Source organism: Stappia taiwanensis (assembly GCF_014635285.1).
GTDB lineage: Bacteria > Pseudomonadota > Alphaproteobacteria > Rhizobiales > Stappiaceae > Stappia > Stappia taiwanensis.
Genome location: NZ_BMCR01000001.1, coordinates 633,707 through 651,923, shown reverse-complemented (window position 1 = coordinate 651,923; position 18,217 = coordinate 633,707). Strand labels below are relative to the sequence as shown.

The following is an 18,217-nucleotide window of genomic DNA, read 5'->3' as shown; positions in this document are numbered from 1 at the left end:
TCGCTGCCGGCCGAAGCGGCCTGTCTCAGGCCGTCGGCTGCGCGAGACGCCAGGCGGACCTGAAAATTTGCCGCCTAGAAGCGGATTCGAAACGCGCCGCTCAGGGTCTGCGAGTGAGCCGCGCCGTCGAACTGCCCCTGATAGTTCACCTCGAGTCGCGCCTGAGACGTCAGTGCAAGATCAAGCCCGGCGTCCAAAACGGCACGGTTGCGAGCAAGCGGGGTGCCGGCGATCAGAAACCCCGCTCCGCCGGGGAAGGCGTGGCTGGAAACCGGTGCCGTGTCACCGAACGCATATTGCCAGGCGATGCCGGCGCGCGCCGTTGCTTGCAGGTTTTCGAGCGGCAGAGCGGTCTCGATACGCATACCCAATGTGGTGAAGGTGCTATCCATTGTCTCCGCCGAGACGTTGAGGGCGGCGGGGCCGCCATCTTCGGCGAAGCTATCCCTGCGATTGCTGACATGCGCCAGCCCTGCGAAGGGCTCGACACGACCGAAACCGGTTTCCACCTGATAGCCGAGTTCCCCGAACGCCTGTGCGGTGTGTGCGTTGTATTTGGCCCTCAGCGTGTCGGAAAAACCGGTGGCGGCGGCGTCGCGTGTGCTGTCGAGCCGATGCCAGGTGAAACCGGCGCCGGCGCGCAGCGAGACGGCGCCGAAGACCGAGCCTGCGTAAAGACCGGCATGCACGTCGGTCGCATCGGTGGAAGAGGAGCGGGCTCGAACGTCGATGCCGGTCTGGCCGTAGCCCACCAGTGCCCCCACGCGCCAGCCGGAGATCCAGGTGTCTGCGCCAACGAACAGCCCTCCGCTCGACCGGTCCGCGCTGGCCGCATTGCCGTCGCTGTCGCGCCGTCCCCAACTGCCATAGCCGTCTGCCCACAGGGTGGTGCCTTGGGACGGGGCGGCGGTGTCAAAGGCAGAGCGGATGCGCCGCTCGACCGCGCGGCGCAGGTGGCGGCTGTCGGCGATAAGCGCAGCTTGGGCCGAAGCGTGGATTTCGCCGGAGAGGCTGTCGAAACCGGCACGGGCAGCTGCCTCTGATGGCGACAGGGCGATGGCGCGCCAGAGAGCGCTGGTGTTGCCTTGGGCTTCGATGGCGCCGGCGGTGGCTTTCTGGTTGCGAGTGCGTGCGGCATCGACGAAGGCCATGTCGTTGCGTACGAGTTCCATGGTCAGGTCGTTTCCGTCCCCTCCCGCGTAGTTGAGCCAGGTGTCGAGGAAGAGAAGGTTGGAGGCGATGGAGGCAAAACGGCCGGTGATCTGGCCGGCGCTCTGTTTGTCGATCAGCGTGTGGGGGCCATTGAACGGGTCCCAACTCGATGCGGTTGCCGGCGACAGCACAAGATCGAGCGTCGCGCCTGAAATATCGACGGTGCCTCCAACGACGAGCTTGTCGGAGGCCGTTGGAGTGGCTTCGATTTGCAATGTGCCAGAGTTGACATAATTGCCCGAAATGGTCTGCGTCCCGATGGAGTTGCCCGGTGCGTGCACGCCGCTACCTCCAACGGTCACATCGCCGAAAATCCTCCCCGATCCGCCAAGAACTCCGCCGCTGACCTGTACGTGCCCGCCCAAGGTGCCGTTTCCGGAACTGTCGCCGATGTGGAGACGGCCTTCGACAAGGTGGGTGGTGCCGGAGAAAACGGAGCCGTCGCCGGCAAGCGTCAGCGTACCCGAACCGCTCTTTGTCAACATCCCGCCGCCAGTGAGGGCGCCCAGATAGCTGGTGTCGATATCCTGGTCTATCGTCAGTCCGGTGGTGCTGGGGCTGCCTCCGGGGCCGATATCGATGGTTCCGCCGCTACCTGAAAGAGCCGAGGTCGTGACCGCGTGATCGTTGAGGTCGAGTGTGCCACCGTTGATTGTGAGAGCGCCGCCGCCCGACAGTGCATCCGCCGCACCAAGTCGCAAGGTGCCCGCATTGACGGTTGTGCCGCCGGTGTGGGTATTGACGCCCGTGAGCGTGACCGTGCCGCTGCCGTTCTTGGCCAGGTTTCCGGTGCCGGTGATGTTGCCGGCATGCGTGCCGTCGATCGACTGGGAAAAGACGACCTGCGCGGCGGTGCCGGTCAGTTCCAGATCGCCCTGGAGACTGTCGGTGGTGCCGATCACGGTTCCTTTGGCGATCACCCAGTCCTGATCGCCCGTGCCGGTGAGTGTCCAGGTCGAGGCCCCTTCCTTCTGGAAGGACTCGAACCCGCGAAATTGAGCCGATGTTCCAATGGCTGAGACATCAAAGCTGGCGTTTGCGCTGCCGCCTGCTAGCGGTCCGGCGAGAATGAGCGTGTCATGGCTCGCGGTTGCGGTGCCGTCGACGGCGCCTTGAATACCGGACTGGTCCGAGCCAAGGCGCAGCACATTCGTTCCGCCGGTAAAGGCGATGGCGAACCCATCGCTGCCATTCTGGCCGGTGAGCGGGTCGTTTCCTCCGGAACCGCCGGAGATCTGGCCGGAATTGTTGATCACGAGGTTGCGGCCGCGAATGGCGTCACCACCGTCGCCATCCCGGCCGTTGCCACCGTTTCCTCCGGCAATCAGACCGGAATTGTCAATCGTCAGGCCGTTGCCCTTGATACCATGGCCACCAAACCCACCGAAGCCGCCGATGGATTTCCCGGTGTCGTTGTAATCACCGCCATCTCCGCCCGTGCCGCCGGTGATTGTGCCGGCATTTTTGATGGTCAGATCGCTGCCGGTTATGCCGTTGCCGCCATTCCAGCCGTCGCCGCTGAGGGCGGCGGGCGTGAGGCCGCCGCTGCCGCCATCGCCGCCGCGCATACGCCCGTTGTTGACGAGCGTATGGCCGCCGCTGCCCGAGAGCGCGTCGCCGCCGTCTCCGCCGCTGCCGATCTGGTTGCCGCCATCACCACCGTTGCCTCCGAGGATCTGCCCCGTATCGGTGATGTCAAGGTCTCCGCCGAGCCGGGCGCCTTCGCCGCCGCCTCCGCCACCGCCGCCATCGCCCCAGTCTTCGTCGCCTCCGGCCCCTCCTGCGCCGCCGCCATTCACACCCGCGCCGCCGGGTTGGCCGGCTGTCGGACCCCCGAAGCCGTCCCCGCCGTCGCCGCCGTCCCCGCCGCGGATCAGGTTGCCGACGGTTCCAGACACCACGCTGCCAGCCAGACCGTCCTGACCGTCGTATCCGAAGGAGGAGGTGTTGCCTGCACCGGGACCGGCCAGCGCCGCCCCCGTGCCGCCCGCGAGAAGCGACAGGATGGAGACCGTGGCTATGAGGGGTCGGCGAGCGGCTTTGTGGGAGGTGTTCAAGAAAAAGGCATGGGGGATCGAAAGCTGCGCGACGGCGGCCGAAACACGAGATGGCATGAAAGGGACCTGAACGGCTGGCTGAACAAGAGCTGAGGTGGCCGGACCATAGAGCCGGGAATGGTTCTAAGCCACCAAAAAGGCTTATCAATTTTTGCAGTTTTATCCGCGTGAGAACGCCCTTGTCGGGATGTGTCGGGTGCAACTAGAAAGGGGCATTTTCAATCGCATGGTGAGGTGAGCGTGGGTCAGGGTGGACGCGGCAGTGGCGGTGAAGCGCCCCTTTACCCCTTCGACCTGAAGGGCGGAAAGCTGTTTGCAGTGCCGGGAGCGCATGGCCGCTTCACGACGATGCGCTTCGGAGAGGGGCTTCTTCTCTATCTGGGAGAGTTTCAGGCGCTGGAGAGCTGTACGCTGGCAGTCAACCCGACACTTGACGAACCCTGGGTGGGCGGCAGTCTTCATCTTGTCGGCAGCACCGTCATGGAACTTCCCGACGGTCGAAAGATCGCGCGGCGGGGGCAGCAAACTCTTCTCAGCCGGATCGACAGGCCCGGCACCTGCTTCCATCTGACGGAGGGTGAGCTGGTGCGTCACGTTTCCGTCGTCGCCACCTTGCCCTGGTTGCGGGCGCGTCTGGAGGCGGAGGTATGTGGGCGGATGGGAGGCTACTTCGATGAGACGCGGGAGGTTTGCGCCGTGAACACCATCGCGACCACGAGCCGGATACGTGGTCTGGCCACCAGCCTGTTCTCTCCGCGCACGATGGGAGTCGCACGGGGTATGCGGTTGGAGGGGGCGGCCGCGTTGTTTCTGTCGGATGTAATTGAAAGTGCGTGTGAGGACGGCCGACTGTCGCCCACTGATGCGGCAGATTGGCAAGGCGTTGCCGTACAGGCGGTGATCGAACGCATTCGCGCGAATCTGTCCGCGCCTAACACGGTGGAGTTTCTGGCGGCTCAAGTGGGCATCAGCGCGAACCGGCTCAACCGGTTGTTCGTCGAGGCAACGGGCCTCAATTGCGCGGCGTTTCTCCGTGCTGAACGCCTGACTGCTGCGCAAGAGTTGTTGGCAGGCGGTGAGTACAGCGTGAAAGAGGTAGCTGTGGCAGTTGGATACGCTCACGTGGGAAATTTCTCACGAGCCTATCGTGCTCAGTTCGGAGAACCGCCGTCTCGCGTGGGTGCACACAGCCGATCTTCGCCAAAATCGGCATGATTGCCAATCTGCGGCTCTCATGCTGACGTTCACCGTCCGAAACCATGCGAACGGCGTGTTCGCGAACTTCGGGAGGAGACGTGCTCGCTGCCGTGTTCAGAATGAGCTCTCCTCGAAATTTGGACACTGGCATAAGCCACGAATTGCAGTCTGCTGATCTTCGACGAGTGGCGGCTCAATCCTTTCATGGATAGGTCGAAAAGCTGATGTCGGAATCGATAGCGTGATTAAGGGGGCGCTCCACTTGCTTGCGCATAGGCACTGCCATATGCGGACAAAGTTCATGCAGCACTGGTTGCTGTCGCGGAAACAGCTTTCACGGGGCACAAATTCTTTTCTCCGGCGGATAGCCCCGGAATTCTCTGAGTAGATTATAGGAAAACCCGCCCGATCGTCTCCGATGGGCGGGTTCTTTTATTTCAGGGTCGTTTGAGCCGCTTATTGGCTCAAATTGGCCATCCTATGCGACTCGGGACAACAACAAGCGCGGCCGGCGGCTTAGCTGCAGCCGCTGGTGGAGCCGCAGGTGTCGCATTTCAGGCAGGTGCCGTTGCGCACCATGGTGAAATTGCCGCATTCGGCGCAGCTTTCCCCCTCGTAGCCCTTCATCCGGGCCTGGGCGATCTGCTGCGCCTGATTGGCAGGGGCAGGGGCGGCGGTGCCGACCTCGGCCTCAGGCGCTGCTTCCACCGCCACGTCCCGCTTGAAGGCGGTGGCAAGGCCGCCCGCGCGTCCCTGGGCCGGCGTGCCGGCCTGGGCCGTGCCGCCGCTGGTGCCCGCGGTCTGTGCGCCACCAAGCGCGCCGGCCGGCTCGTCCGGGTTGCTGACCAGGCGGAAGCGCTCGGTCTGACCGCGCACCAGACCCTTGGAGACGACGCCGTCATGGGCCCCATCGCTGCTGCGGGTCTCGTTCTGGCCGGAGCTGATCACCGTGCTGCCGATCGCCTCCGGCGGCACGTGCGCAAGATCATGACGGTCGAGATAGGAGACCGCCAACTCGCGGAAGATGTAGTCGAGGATCGAGGTTGCGTTCTTGATCGCCTCGTTGCCCTGCACCATGCCCGCCGGCTCGAACCGGGTGAAGGTGAAGGCGTCGACATATTCCTCCAGCGGCACGCCGTATTGCAGGCCGAGCGAGATGGCGATGGCGAAGTTGTTCATCAAGGAGCGGAAGGCGGCGCCTTCCTTGTGCATGTCGATGAAGATCTCGCCCAGCCGGCCATCGCGGTATTCGCCGGTGGTGAGATACACCTTGTGGCCGCCAACACGCGCCTTCTGGGTGTAGCCCTTGCGCCGGTCCGGCATCTTCTCGCGCTCGCGCACCGGCCGTTCCACCACCCGTTCGACGATCCGCTCGACGATCTTCTCGGCGACCTTTTCCGCGCGGGCCGCATGCGGCTGGGCCATCAGCGTCTCGACCGCATCCTCCTCGTCGTCCGCATCATCGGCCAGAAGCTGCGCGTTCAGCGGCTGCGACAGCTTGGAGCCATCGCGGTAGAGCGCATTGGCCTTCAGCGCCAGGCGCCAGGACAGCATGTAGGCTTCGGTGCAATCGGCCACCGTCGCGTCATTCGGCATGTTGATCGTCTTGGAGATCGCGCCGGAAATGAACGGCTGGGCCGCCGCCATCATGCGGATGTGGCTTTCCACCGACAGGAAGCGCTTGCCGATGCGTCCGCACGGGTTGGCGCAGTCGAATACCGGATAATGCTCTTCCTTCAGGAAGGGGGCGCCCTCCAGCGTCATCGCGCCGCAGACATGGGTGTTCGCCGCCTCGATATCGGCCTTGGAATAGCCGAGGAACGACAGCAGGTCGAAATCCACATCGTCGAGCTTGTCCGCCGGGACGTTCAACGCACCGGTCAGGAACGCCTCGCCGAGGGTCCAGCGGTTGAAGACGAACTTGATATCGAAGGCCGACTTCAGTGCCCCCTTGACCTTCTCAAGCGCCTCATCGTCAAAGCCCTTGGCCCGCAGGGTGCTCGGGTTGATCGCCGGCGCCTGGTCGAGGGTGCCGTGACCGACCGCATAGGCCTCGATCTCGGCGATCTCGCTTTCCGAATAGCCAAGCGCGGACAGCGCCTCGGGAACCGCGCGGTTGATGATCTTGAAGTAGCCGCCGCCGGCCAGCTTTTTGAACTTCACCAGCGCGAAATCGGGCTCGATGCCGGTAGTGTCGCAATCCATCACCAGGCCGATCGTGCCGGTCGGTGCGATCACCGTTGCCTGGGCGTTGCGGTAGCCGTGCTTTTCGCCCAGCTCCAGCGCCCGGTCCCAGGCCGCCTGTGCCCGCTCCACCAGGGCGGCATCGGGGCAGGAGGCATGATCGAGCGGTACCGGGGTGGTGCTCAGCGCCTCGTAGCCTTCTGTCTCGCCATAGGCGGCACGGCGATGGTTGCGCATCACCCGCAGCATGTGCTCGGCATTGTCGGTATAGCCGGGGAAGGCGCCCAACTCACCGGCCATTTCAGCGCTGGTGGCGTAGGACACGCCGGTCATGATCGCCGAGAGTGCACCGCAGATGGCGCGGCCCTCGGGCGAATCGTAGGGAATGCCGGAGGTCATCAGCAGGCCGCCGATGTTGGCATAGCCAAGGCCGAGGGTGCGGTAGCGGTAGGATCGCTCGGCAATCTCCTTCGACGGGAACTGAGCCATCAGCACGGACACTTCCAGCACGATGGTCCACAGCCGCACGGCGTGCTCGTAGCTGTCGATGTCGACCGACCGGTCCTCCCGGCGGAACTGCAGCAGGTTCAGCGACGCCAGGTTGCAGGCCGTGTCATCAAGGAACATGTATTCCGAGCACGGGTTGGAGGCGCGGATCTCGCCGGAGGCCGGGCAGGTGTGCCAGTCGTTGATGGTGGTGTGGTACTGGATTCCCGGATCGGCGGAGGCCCAGGCGGCATAGCCGATCTGCTCCCACAGTTCGCGCGCCTGCAGCGTCTTGGTGACGCGACCGTCCTTGCGGGCGGTCAGGTCCCATTCGCCATCCTCCAGCACGGCGGTGAGGAAGCCGTCGGTGACCCGCACCGAGTTGTTTGAGTTCTGGCCGGAAACGGTGAGATAGGCTTCGGAGTCCCAGTCGGTGTTGTAGGTCGGGAACTCGATCTTGGTGAAGCCCTGGCGTGCGAATTGGATGACGCGCTGGATGTAGTTCTCCGGCACCATCATCTTCTTGGCGGCGCGGATCTCGCGCTTCAGCGCCGGGTTTTTCGCCGGGTCGAAGCAATCGCCGTCGGTGCCTTCGCAATTGACGCAAGCGCGCATGATCGCGGTGAGGTGCTTCTGGCAGATCTTCGAGCCCGTGACGAGGGCCGCGACCTTTTGTTCCTCACGCACCTTCCAGTTGACGTAATCCTCGACGTCCGGATGGTCGATGTCGACCACCACCATCTTGGCGGCACGGCGGGTGGTGCCGCCGGACTTGATGGCGCCGGCGGCGCGGTCGCCGATCTTCAGGAAGCTCATCAGGCCGGAGGACTTGCCGCCGCCGGAGAGCTTCTCGCCTTCGCCGCGCACGCGGGAGAAGTTGGAGCCGGTGCCGGAGCCGTATTTGAACAGCCGCGCCTCGCGCACCCACAGGTCCATGATGCCATTGTCGTTGACGAGGTCATCCTCGACCGACTGGATGAAGCAGGCATGGGGCTGGGGGTGCTCATAGGCGGTGGCCGAGCGGGTCAGCTCGCCGGTCTGGAAGTCGACGTAGAAATGCCCCTGGCTCGGGCCGTCGATGCCATAGGCCCAGTGCAGGCCGGTGTTGAACCACTGTGGGCTGTTCGGCGCGACCTTCTGGGTCGCCAGCATGTAGCGCAGCTCGTCGTAAAACGCCTGGGCATCGGCTTCGCTGTCGAAATAGCCACCCTTCCAGCCCCAGTAGGTCCAGGTGCCGGCCAGACGGTCGAACACCTGGCGGGCATCCATCTCGGAGCTGTAGCGCTCGTCCTCGGGCAGGGCCTCAAGCGCGTCAAGATCGGCCTCGTGCCGCCACAGCCAGGAGGGAACCGTGTTCTCCTCAACCGGCTTCAGCTTCGCCGGAACGCCGGCCTTGCGGAAATACTTCTGTGCCAGAATGTCCGAAGCGACCTGCGAGAATTGCGCCGGAACCTCGATGTTCTCCAGACGGAAGACGATGGAGCCATCCGGATTGCGGATTTCGCTCGTCGCGTTGCGAAACGCGATCTCGGCGTAGGGCGACTGCCCATCCTTGGTGTAACGCCGTTCGATCTTCATCCTGGAGCCCCTTTACGTGCATCTGACCCGCCCGGCCAGTCGTGAACGATCGCGGTGAACCCGCATGTCGGCAGTGACGGCCAAGCCGTACGCTCCCGCTCGCGCCGCTGGCACGAGAGGGTCGCTGCTCACTACCCTGTTGTTTGTCTTCGCGCCGGTCGCGCGACTTCCGTCTATGTGGATGAGCACTAAATATAGTGCATCGCGTGATTTCTGTCACGATATATCGATGCATCGAGACGCGAAAACGCCATCGCCGCGAACGAATTCGTTCGTGACGGGCACACAGATCCGGCTTCCCGATGAAGAGGACGCGGGGCGGCTGCCCCAACCTTGTTACGATGTTCCTGACGCTTCGAAGGTAGGGTGAATCGTTCGCCAGCGTCAAGCGCCCAAAGCTAGCTATTGGGGGGTCTTTGAGAATGATCCACAATGTCTAGTGGGTGCAGGGGGTATGCGTGTGGATAACGAGGATTGGCCGAAAAAACCGGTGCCTCGAGCCGCACGCCCGCTGTCATTGCCCGGCTTGGCGCTGGCGCATCCGCCGCTCCCTCAGTAGCGCCGATGGCGAGGGGTTTCCAGCTCTTCGAGACGGCCAGAATCATATCCGCCGCCCTATGGTACCATCGGGCCACATCAATTTTTAAGAAAACTCGCGGAGAATTGCGTGCTGCGGGGCAAGTGAATTGCAGGGCGTGTATGTTTTCATGACGCTTGCGCAGGTTGTGCGCGGAATGATGCGGTGGCGCGGATGACACGGCACTATGCCTATGGGCTCGATATCACCGATCTCGATGTGGTCGTCGTTGACGATTCCAAGCCGATGCAGACTATTCTTCGGTCGATTCTCCTGAGTTTTCGCGTGCGCCGGGTGCGGACGTTCGATTCGGCGCAAGCGGCGCTGGAGGTCATGCGGATCGATCCACCGAACCTGGTCATCACCGACTGGCGCATGAAGCCGATGTCGGGGCTTGGTCTGTTGCGGCTGATGCGCCAGCGCCGGTTGGCGCCTCTGTGCTTTCTGCCAATCATCTTTGTTACCGCCCATGGGACCCGCACGCTGATCGACAGGGTGCTGCGTGCCGGTGCGCAGAACATCCTGGTTAAGCCGTTGTCGCCGGCCTCCTTGTATGAGCGGCTGATCTGGACCCTGCATGACCCGCGGCCGCTGGTGTTTGCCGAAGACGGCCGATACGTCATTGACGGAGTGGCGGCCAGCCTGGATGCCAAGGCGCAGAAATGGCGACGGATGGGCGCGGGCAGGGTTGTGGACCTGGGCAAGGACCGGTCGTCTGCCGTGGGGGCGCGTGATGGGGCGCCATCACGGGCTCAGCAATTGCCGGCGCCGGAGCCGTTGGCGGCACTGGTGGATGCGCGCAGTGGTCTTGCCCTCGATGTGGCGACGTCTGGCTCCCCGTCGCCCCGCGGTACGCGTGGCGATGGGCAGTGAGGCGCGGGCCGGGGACGAGCTGGGCGGATCGGTCGCAACCCGGTCGGGGACTGTCACGATCGGATGGCTGGACATCGGGCGGTCCTCGGGGCATAGTCGCGCCGAATTTCGGCCTGCGCGCGCCTGACGGGCGCCCGGTCCGGAAAATGGCATTCCCGGCGCGGCGAACCGGCGCGTCATCAAACCGGAACCCTCGATCAGATGAAAACCCTGCTTCTTCAGTTCTTCACCTGGTGGAACAGCGCCACCTGGGGCACCCGTTTCTTCACGTGGCGCAAGGGTGAATTCGTCGGTCAGGACGAGTTCGGCAACAGCTACTACCGCGAGCGCGGCGGCAAGAAGCGCTGGGTGATCTACAAGGATCTGGCTGAAGCCTCGATGATTCCTCCGGGCTGGCACGGGTGGATGCACCACCGGGTCGATACGCCGCCGTCCGAGGAAAGCTACACCGCACGCGAGTGGCAGGCGCCGCATCAGGGCAACCAGACGGGAACGGCTGCGGCCTACCGGCCGAAGGGGTCGATCCTGACGGCGAGCAAGCGCCCCAAGGTGACCGGCGACTACGAAGCCTGGACGCCGGGCAACTGAGGCGCCTTGATCTTTTCAGGGCGGGAGAGTTTCCTGCTCCATGAGAATTGCATGTAAGGCCCGCCACAAGCGGGCCTTTCTTTTTGTGCCGCGTGGTTTGGCGAACGAGGCGGCTGGTGCGCGGGGCGGATATGAAAAAGGCCCGAACAAGCGGGCCTTTCTACGCGTTCGGTGATGAGGCCTCTGTCGGGCCAGGCCTGATCGATCAGGCGACTTCCGTCGTCACGCCGAGCCTGCGGTCCAGATAGGAGCCGCATTCCTCCATCAAGGTGTCCATGTGGTTCTCGAAGAAGTGGTTGGCGCCGGGGATCGTCTTCTGATCGATGACGATTCCCTTCTGCGTCTTCAGCTTGTCGACGAGGTTCTGGACATCCTTGGGGGGCACGACCTTGTCCGCATCGCCATGAATGATCAGCCCGGAAGACGGGCAGGGGGCGAGGAAGGAGAAATCGTGCAGGTTCGCTGGCGGCGCGGCGGAGATGAAGCCCTCGACCTCCGGACGGCGCATCAAGAGCTGCATGCCGATCCAGGCGCCGAAGGAGAAGCCGGCGATCCAGCAGGCGCGTGCATCCGGGTGCACGCTCTGCACCCAGTCGAGCGCGGCGGCAGCATCCGACAATTCACCCTGGCCGTGATCGAATGTGCCCTGACTGCGGCCGACGCCCCGGAAGTTGAAGCGCAGCACCGCGAAGCCGCGCTTCGCGAACATGTAGTAGAGCTGATAGACGATCTGGTTGTTCATCGTCCCGCCGAACTGCGGATGCAGATGCAGGATCAGGGCGATGGGCGCCGTTCGCGATTTCGCCGGCTGAAATCGGCCTTCGATCCGGCCGGCCGGACCATTGAAAATCACTTCAGGCATGGACCACCTCGTACATGGGGGTTAGCTTCCTTCTTATTCTCCGGCCCACCTTGCGAAGGGCCGACATCGTATCCACGAAAACCACTGTTGGAACCAAGCGTTAAGGCGAGGCCTTCATCTCTTGGCTGAGCGGGGAGTGTCGTGACGGGCCCATGCGTTGGGATCTGCGCATAAGCAGTTTCGCGTAGGCTTGCCTTGACTCGTCCGCGCCCAGTTCATAGAACCTTCTTTAGAATCGTTCGAAACTTGGCGGCGCGATGCATTTGCTCGTCCCGTAAGGTTCCGTGGATCGCCCCATAAGAATGGGTCTTCGTGATATATAGGGACGTCTTATCCCGATCTCCACGAAGAATTGCAAGGATTGCATGGCGGAAAGGTGAAGCCGGGCCGCCTCGATCATCGGAATTGATGGTAGATAAGGACGGGCAGGGGACGGAACAGGTGATGGCGGCGAAGACGGCGATCTATCTCGACTATAATGCAAGCGCGCCAATGCGTGCGTGCGTGGTCGATGCCGTTCGCGGGTTGCTTGCCGAGCCGGGAAACGCTTCCTCCGTGCATGGCCCCGGGCGGGCCGCCCGAGCGCGCATTGAGAGCGCCCGCGCGGCGGTTGGCCGGCTGGCCGGCATCCCTGCGCAACACGTTACTTTTACCTCCGGCGCCACCGAGGCAAACGTCACCGCATTGTCTCCTGACTGGAAGGTGAGCGGTGTGGAGCGCTGGTTCACCCGGCTTTTGGTCGGGGCGACCGAGCATCCGTCGGTCACGTCGGGCGGTCGGTTTCCGGCAGAGGCGGTCGAGACGATCCCGGTCGATGCGTCCGGGCTTGTGGACGTCGACGCCTTGGCCCGGCGGGTCGCCTATCTTCAGGAAGACGGCGAATTGCCGCTGGTCAGCGTCATGGCCGCTAATAACGAAACCGGGGTGTTGCAGCCGCTGGAGCGGATTGGTGAGGCGCTGGCGGGCAGCGACTGTCTCTTGCATGTGGATGCGGTGCAGGCCGCCGGGCGGATTCCGCTCGACATGACGGCCTGGGGCGCGGCGTCGATGGCGCTGTCGGCGCACAAGATCGGCGGGCCGCAGGGTGCGGGGGCGCTGGTGCTGCGCGATGAGCAGACCGGTCCGCGCCCGCTCCTGCGCGGCGGCGGGCAGGAAGGCTGGCGCCGGGCGGGCACCGAAAACACCCTTGCCATCGCCGGATTTGGCGTTGCGGCGCACGCCGCTCTTGGCGAACTCGGCGCTTGCGACGAAATTACGCGCCTTCGGGATGGTCTGGAGCAGGGTCTTTGCCATATATGGAACGACACGATCCGGTTTGGCACGGATGCGCAGCGGCTGCCGAACACCTGTTGCTTCGCCGTGCCGGGCGTTGCCGCTGAAACGGCACTGATCGCCCTCGACATGGAGGGGATTGCGGTCTCGTCCGGGTCCGCCTGTTCCAGCGGCAAGGTGTCGGCATCGCCGGTGCTGCTGGCGATGGGGGTGCCCCGGGACCTGGCGCGCTGCGCGATCCGCATCAGCCTGGGGCCAGAGACCACGGCGGCGGAGATTGAAACGTTTCTCGCTGCCTGGCAGCGGATTTCCCGGCGGATTCGGGAGGCGAGCGCTGGTCGCGCCGCCTGATGGAGCCGCCACTTTCAATGGACGGGGCACCGACGGGCGCCCCGGACAAGGTGTGACACCCGCGGTCCTTGACACCGCAGTGGATGGAGACACGAATGCCTGCAGTTCAGGAGACGATCGACCGCGTCCGGTCGATCGACGTTGACCAGTACAAGTACGGTTTCTTCACCGACATTGAGTCCGACAAGGCGCCGAAAGGGCTGAACGAGGACATCATCCGCTTCATTTCGGCCAAGAAGGAAGAGCCGGAATGGATGCTGGAATGGCGGCTCGATGCCTATCGGCGCTGGCTGACCATGACCGAGCCGACCTGGGCCCGGGTCGAGTATCCGCCCATCGACTTCAACGACATCTATTACTATTCGGCGCCGAAGACGGCCGCCGGGCCAAAGAGCCTCGACGAGGTCGATCCGGAGCTGCTGGCGACCTACGAGAAGCTGGGCATTCCGCTGCGCGAGCAGGAAATCCTCGCTGGCGTCGAGCCGAAGAATCGGGTCGCGGTCGATGCGGTGTTCGACAGCGTGTCGGTGGTCACCACCTTCAAGGAAGAGCTGAAGAAGGCCGGGGTCATCTTCTGTTCGATCTCCGAAGCGATGCGCGAGCATCCCGAGCTGGTGCGCAAGTATCTGGGCACGGTGGTTCCGGTTACGGATAATTTCTACGCGACGCTGAACTCGGCGGTCTTCACCGACGGCTCCTTCGTCTACGTGCCGGAGGGCGTGCGCTGCCCGATGGAGCTGTCCACCTATTTCCGTATCAACGAGCAGAACACCGGCCAGTTCGAGCGCACGCTGATCATCGCCGACAAGGGCGCCTATGTGTCCTATCTGGAGGGCTGCACCGCGCCGCAGCGCGATGAGAACCAGCTCCATGCGGCCGTGGTCGAGCTGATCGCGCTGGATGACGCGGAGATCAAGTATTCGACGGTGCAGAACTGGTACCCGGGCGATTCGGAAGGCAAGGGCGGCATCTACAATTTCGTCACCAAGCGTGGCGATTGCCGGGGCAAGAACTCCAAGATCTCCTGGACCCAGGTGGAAACCGGGTCGGCGATCACCTGGAAGTATCCCTCCTGCATCCTGCGCGGCGACAATTCGCGCGGCGAGTTCTACTCGATCGCCGTGTCGAACGGCTGCCAGCAGATCGACAGCGGCACCAAGATGATGCATCTGGGCAAGAACACCTCCAGCCGCATCATCTCCAAGGGCATTTCCGCCGGGCGTTCGCAGAACACCTATCGCGGGCTGGTGTCGGCCCATCGCAAGGCGTCGAACGCGCGCAACTTCACCCAGTGCGACAGCCTGCTGATCGGGCAGGACTGCGGCGCGCATACGGTGCCCTACATCGAATCGAAGAACGCGACAGCGGTGTTCGAGCACGAGGCGACCACCTCGAAGATCTCCGACGATCAGATGTTCTATTGCCAGCAGCGCGGTCTGTCCGGCGAGGAAGCGGTTGCCCTGATCGTCAACGGCTTCGTCAAGGATGTGATCCAGCAGTTGCCGATGGAATTCGCCGTCGAGGCCCAGAAGCTGATCTCGATCTCGCTCGAGGGGTCGGTGGGCTAAGCCCGCCGTACCGCCTGTTCGACACCCAAATCACGGAACTGACCCAATGCTTGAAATCAAGAACCTGCACGCCCGCATTGCCGAAGACGGTACCGAAATCCTGCGCGGCGTCGACCTGACCGTGAAGCCGGGCGAGGTCCATGCGATCATGGGCCCGAACGGCTCCGGCAAATCGACCCTTTCCTACATCCTTGCCGGCAAGGAAGACTATGAGGTGACCGAGGGCGACATCCTGTTCAACGGCGAGAGCATCCTTGAGATGGCGCCGGAAGAGCGGGCCAGCGCCGGCGTGTTCCTGGCCTTCCAGTATCCGATCGAGATCCCGGGGGTCGCCACCATGACCTTCCTGAAGTCGGCGATGAACGCACAGCGCAAGGCGCGCGGCGAGGAAGAGCTGTCGACGCCGGAATTCATGCGCCGCGTGAAGGACAAGGCCGGCGAGTTGCAGGTCACCATGGACATGCTGAAGCGCCCGCTCAACGTCGGCTTCTCCGGTGGTGAGAAGAAGCGTGCGGAAATTCTGCAGATGGCGCTGCTGGAGCCGTCCCTTTGCGTGCTCGACGAGACCGATTCCGGCCTCGACATCGACGCGCTGCGGGTGGTCGCCGAGGGCGTCAACAAGCTGCGCAGCCCGGAGCGCTCCACCGTGGTCATCACCCACTACCAGCGGCTGCTCGATCATATCGTGCCGGATGTGGTGCATGTCCTGTCCAAGGGCCGCATCGTCAAGACCGGCGGCAAGGAGCTGGCGCTTGAGCTGGAGAAGAACGGCTATGCCGAGTTCGTCGGCGCCGCGGCGTGACAGCGGGGAATGATGCGATGAACATGGAACCGCGCGGCATGGAGAGCCATGCCGAAACCGAAATCGCCGAGTTGTTCGACAAGCTGCGCCAGGATCTTCCCGGTGCCGCCGAGGTGGCGCGCTCCCGCGAGGCGGCCTTTGCCGCCTTCCGCCAGAACGGGCTGCCGCATCGCCGGGTCGAGGACTGGAAATACTCCGACCTGCGCAACCGGCTGAAGTCTGTCCCTGCCTTTGCCGCACCGCGCGACGACGCGGCGGCTGGCGCCATTGTTGCGGCTGCCGGGGATGTCTACGCCGCCGTCGACCGGTACCGGTTGGTGCTTGTCGATGGCCGGTTTCACGCTGGCCTGTCTGATGTGGCAGCGCTCGCCAGCGAGGGGGTGGTCGTCCGTCCGCTCGCCGAGGCGCTGGCTGAGGACGGCGCCGACCTTTTCGAGGTGCCGGAGATTGCCGCGGACAATGCGGCCATCGGCCTCAACGCGATCTTCTGCGGTGATGGTCTGGTGCTGACGATTGCCGACAACACCCGCCTGTCGAAGCCGGTGGAAATTGTCCACGCGCTGTCGGCAGACGCAGCCGTGAGCACGGCGGAACGGGTGGTGGTCAAGGCCGGCGCCGGTAGCGAGGTCACCTTGCTGGAGACCTTCGTCGGCGGAACCGAGGGCAGCTTTGCCAACTCGGTGAGCGATTTCCGGGTGGCGACCGGGGCGAAACTGGTGGCGGCGCGGCTGCAGACCGAAGCGGCCGGCACGACCCATGTGGGCACGGCGCTGGTAACCCAGGACGCCGACAGCGCGGTCAAGCTGATCGGTGCCGGGATCGGAGCCGGATTTGCCCGGCATCAGTCCTTCGTCCGTTTCAACGGTGAAAATTCGCGGGCCGATCTTCTGGGCATCACCATGGTGCGCGGCGGTCAGCATGTGGATCAGACGCTGGTCGTCGATCACGCAGTGCCCCATTGCGACAGCCGCGAGCTGTTCAAGACCGTGGTTGATGACGATGCCAAGGGGATATTCCAGGGCAAGATCATCGTGCGTCCGCATGCGCAGAAGACCGACGGCCAGATGATGACCCAGTCGCTGCTCCTGTCCGAACATGCGGACATGGCGCTGAAGCCGGAGTTGGAGATCTTCGCCGACGACGTGCAATGTGCCCATGGCGCGACGAGCGGCCAGATCGACGAGGACCTTCTGTTCTACCTGCGCGCGCGCGGCATTCCGGAAGCAGAAGCCCGGACCCTGCTGGTGCTTGCCTTCCTGTCGGAAGCGGTGGAGGAAATCGGCGACGAGGTGGTCGTTGAGGCATTCGAGGAGCGGATTCGCAGCTGGCTGTCCGCAAAGGAGTAAAGCATGGCGATCATCGCGAATTCCGGCCAGGGGACGGATACGGCCTATGACGTGATGGCGGTGCGGCGGGATTTCCCGATCCTGTCGCGCGAGGTCTACGGCAAGCCGCTCGTCTATCTCGACAATGGCGCCTCCGCCCAGAAGCCGCAGGCGGTGATCGACGCCGTGTCGAATGCCTATTCGAACGAATACTCCAACGTTCATCGCGGGTTGCACTATCTGTCCAACCTGGCGACGGAGAAGTTCGAGGCGGCGCGCGAGACCGTGCGCCGCTTCCTGAACGCGCCGTCAATCGATGAGGTGATCTTCACCCGCTCGACCACGGAAGCGATCAATCTGGTTGCCGACAGCTTCGGCGCGGACAACATCGGCGAGGGCGACGAGATCGTCCTGTCGATCATGGAGCATCACTCCAATATCGTGCCTTGGCATTTCCTGCGGGAGCGCAAGGGCGCGAAGCTGCGCTGGGTCTATGTGCGCGAGGATGGCTCTTTCGATCTCGACGCGTTTTCAGAAGCGCTGACCGACCGCACCAAGCTGGTCGCCATCACCCAGATGTCCAACGTGCTGGGCACGGTGGTGCCGATCAAGGAAGTCTGTGCGTTGGCGCACGAGCGCGGCATCCCCGTTCTGGTGGATGGCAGCCAGTCGGCGGTGCACATGCCCGTCGATGTGCAGGATCTTGGCTGCGACTTCTTCGTCTTCACCGGCCACAAGGTGTATGGCCCGACCGGCATCGGCGCGCTCTGGGGGCGCAAGGAGCTGCTTGAGCGCATGCGCCCGTTCAATGGCGGCGGCGAGATGATCGAGGACGTGACCGAGGATCGGGTGACCTACAACCACCCGCCGCACCGCTTCGAGGCCGGCACCCCGCCCATCGTCCAGGCCATCGGCCTGGCGGCGGCGCTCGACTATATGGACGGCATCGGCCGCGACCGCATCGCCGCGCATGAGGCGTGGCTGAGCGCCTATGCCCATGAGCGGCTGAAGCAGATCAATTCGATCCGCATCTTTGGCGAGGCGCCGGGCAAGGGGGCTATCGTCTCCTTCGAAATGCGCGGCGTTCATGCCCATGACGTGTCGATGGTGATCGACCGGGAAGGCGTCGCCGTGCGGGCGGGCACCCATTGCGCCCAACCGTTGTTGGCCCGCTATGGCGTGACCTCCACCTGCCGGGCGAGCTTCGGCCTCTATAACACCGTGGAGGAAATCGACCGGCTGGTCGAGGCTCTGCAAAAGGCACATGATTTCTTCGCGTGAGGGC

General features: G+C 63.9%; 11 protein-coding genes. 8 read left to right on the top strand and 3 right to left on the bottom strand.

The features are described 5' to 3' along the window. Positions 1 to 74: 74 nt before the first annotated feature. Positions 75 to 3,326, bottom strand: coding sequence for an autotransporter outer membrane beta-barrel domain-containing protein (locus IEV83_RS02910; protein WP_181761490.1), 3,252 nt, complete (start codon positions 3,324 to 3,326; stop codon positions 75 to 77). 177 nt (positions 3,327 to 3,503) lie between these two features. Between IEV83_RS02910 and IEV83_RS02905 the strand changes: the two genes are divergently transcribed. Then, positions 3,504 to 4,484 (top strand): AraC family transcriptional regulator, encoded by a 981-nt coding sequence (locus tag IEV83_RS02905; protein WP_181761489.1) that lies wholly within the window; start codon positions 3,504 to 3,506, stop codon positions 4,482 to 4,484. Positions 4,485 to 4,982: 498 nt separating this feature from the next. Here IEV83_RS02905 and IEV83_RS02900 read toward each other — a convergent pair whose 3' ends face one another. Beyond that, positions 4,983 to 8,714 carry a vitamin B12-dependent ribonucleotide reductase gene (locus IEV83_RS02900; RefSeq protein ID WP_181761488.1) on the bottom strand — a complete coding sequence of 1,244 codons (3,732 nt, stop codon included), beginning with the start codon at positions 8,712 to 8,714 and terminating at the stop codon, positions 4,983 to 4,985. Positions 8,715 to 9,465: 751 nt separating this feature from the next. On the opposite strand from IEV83_RS02900, the gene IEV83_RS02895 reads away from it, so the two are divergent. Next, positions 9,466 to 10,164, top strand: coding sequence for a response regulator (locus IEV83_RS02895; protein ID WP_181761487.1), 699 nt, complete (start codon positions 9,466 to 9,468; stop codon positions 10,162 to 10,164). 201 nt (positions 10,165 to 10,365) lie between these two features. Further along, positions 10,366 to 10,752 (top strand): NADH:ubiquinone oxidoreductase subunit NDUFA12, encoded by a 387-nt coding sequence (locus IEV83_RS02890; protein WP_181761486.1) that lies wholly within the window; start codon positions 10,366 to 10,368, stop codon positions 10,750 to 10,752. A 205-nt stretch (positions 10,753 to 10,957) separates the two neighbouring features. Here the strand turns inward: IEV83_RS02890 and IEV83_RS02885 are convergent, their stop codons facing one another. Continuing rightward, positions 10,958 to 11,614 (bottom strand): alpha/beta hydrolase, encoded by a 657-nt coding sequence (locus tag IEV83_RS02885; protein ID WP_181761485.1) that lies wholly within the window; start codon positions 11,612 to 11,614, stop codon positions 10,958 to 10,960. A 408-nt stretch (positions 11,615 to 12,022) separates the two neighbouring features. Between IEV83_RS02885 and IEV83_RS02880 the strand changes: the two genes are divergently transcribed. The 5 genes from IEV83_RS02880 (at position 12,023) to IEV83_RS02860 (ending at position 18,213) form a co-directional block, all read left to right on the top strand. Further along, positions 12,023 to 13,237, top strand: coding sequence for a cysteine desulfurase family protein (locus tag IEV83_RS02880; RefSeq protein ID WP_244628033.1), 1,215 nt, complete (start codon positions 12,023 to 12,025; stop codon positions 13,235 to 13,237). 95 nt (positions 13,238 to 13,332) lie between these two features. Next, on the top strand, positions 13,333 to 14,805 hold the full coding sequence (gene sufB / locus IEV83_RS02875; protein ID WP_181761484.1) for a Fe-S cluster assembly protein SufB: 1,473 nt from the start codon (positions 13,333 to 13,335) through the stop codon (positions 14,803 to 14,805). A gap of 46 nt (positions 14,806 to 14,851) precedes the next feature. Next, positions 14,852 to 15,607: a Fe-S cluster assembly ATPase SufC gene (sufC, locus tag IEV83_RS02870; RefSeq protein ID WP_181761483.1), complete on the top strand. Its 756-nt coding sequence runs from the start codon at positions 14,852 to 14,854 to the stop codon at positions 15,605 to 15,607. A 17-nt stretch (positions 15,608 to 15,624) separates the two neighbouring features. Then, positions 15,625 to 16,953 (top strand): Fe-S cluster assembly protein SufD, encoded by a 1,329-nt coding sequence (sufD, locus tag IEV83_RS02865; protein WP_181761482.1) that lies wholly within the window; start codon positions 15,625 to 15,627, stop codon positions 16,951 to 16,953. A 3-nt stretch (positions 16,954 to 16,956) separates the two neighbouring features. Then, positions 16,957 to 18,213, top strand: coding sequence for a cysteine desulfurase (locus IEV83_RS02860; protein ID WP_181761481.1), 1,257 nt, complete (start codon positions 16,957 to 16,959; stop codon positions 18,211 to 18,213). The last annotated feature ends 4 nt before the right edge of the window (positions 18,214 to 18,217 follow it).